This is a genomic window from Comamonas testosteroni (genome assembly GCF_000761245.1).
GTDB classification, from domain to species: Bacteria; Pseudomonadota; Gammaproteobacteria; order Burkholderiales; family Burkholderiaceae_C; genus Comamonas; species Comamonas testosteroni_C.
Genome location: NZ_AWOR01000114.1, coordinates 1 through 1,091 on the forward strand (window position 1 = coordinate 1; position 1,091 = coordinate 1,091).

1 protein-coding gene is annotated in these 1,091 nt (G+C 62.5%); it reads left to right on the forward strand.

The annotated features are described in order from the left end of the window. On the forward strand, positions 1–1,091 hold a 1,091-nt coding region (locus P353_RS27345), incomplete at both ends, for an AMP-binding protein (protein WP_034376661.1).

A 1,091-nucleotide genomic window follows, 5' to 3' on the forward strand; every position in this document is an offset into this window, starting at 1 on the left:
GACGAGCAACAGCACATTCTGCAGCTTTGCAATCGTACCGACTCAGGCTTTTCGGCCCAGCGCCTGGTGCACGAGCTGGTGGCCGACCGTGCCCGTGAGAATCCGGCAGCAATCGCCGTGAAATTCGACGCGCAAACCCTGACTTATGGCGAGCTGGATCGCCAGGCCAACCGCCTGGCCCATGCCCTGGTTGCCCGTGGCGTCGGCCCGGAAGTGCGGGTGGCCATCGCCATGCCGCGCAGTGCCGAGAGCATGGTGGCGTTCCTGGCGGTGATGAAAGCCGGTGGCGTGTATGTGCCGCTGGATATCGAATACCCACGTGATCGCCTGCTGTACATGATGCAAGACAGTCGTGCGCAATTGCTGCTGACCCACAGCCGTGCGTTGCAGCAGTTGCCGGTCCCTGAGGGCCTGGATACCCTGGCCATTGATCGCACCGAAGAATGGGCCGGTTACAGCGATACAGCGCCGGATGTGGCGCTGGATGGCGACAACCTCGCCTACGTGATCTACACCTCCGGTTCCACCGGCTTGCCCAAGGGCGTGGCGGTGTCCCACGGGCCGTTGGTGGCGCATATCATCGCCACTGGCGAGCGTTATGAAACCTTACCAAGCGATTGCGAACTGCACTTCATGTCGTTCGCCTTCGACGGCTCCCACGAAGGCTGGATGCACCCGCTGATCAACGGCGCCAGCGTGTTGATCCGTGATGACAGCCTATGGCTGCCGGAATACACCTACGAGCAGATGCATCGCCACAACGTGACCATGGCGGTGTTCCCGCCGGTGTACCTGCAACAGTTGGCTGAACATGCCGAGCGCGACGGCAACCCACCGCCGGTGCGGGTGTATTGCTTTGGTGGTGATGCCGTTGCTCAAGCCAGCTATGACCTGGCGTGGCGCGCGCTGAAACCCAAATACCTGTTCAACGGCTACGGCCCGACCGAAACCGTGGTTACGCCGCTGCTGTGGAAGGCCCGTAAAGGCGACCCATGTGGCGCCGTCTACGCGCCCATCGGCACCTTGTTGGGCAACCGCAGTGGCTACGTGCTGGATGCGCAACTGAACCTGCAACCCATCGGCGTGGCCGG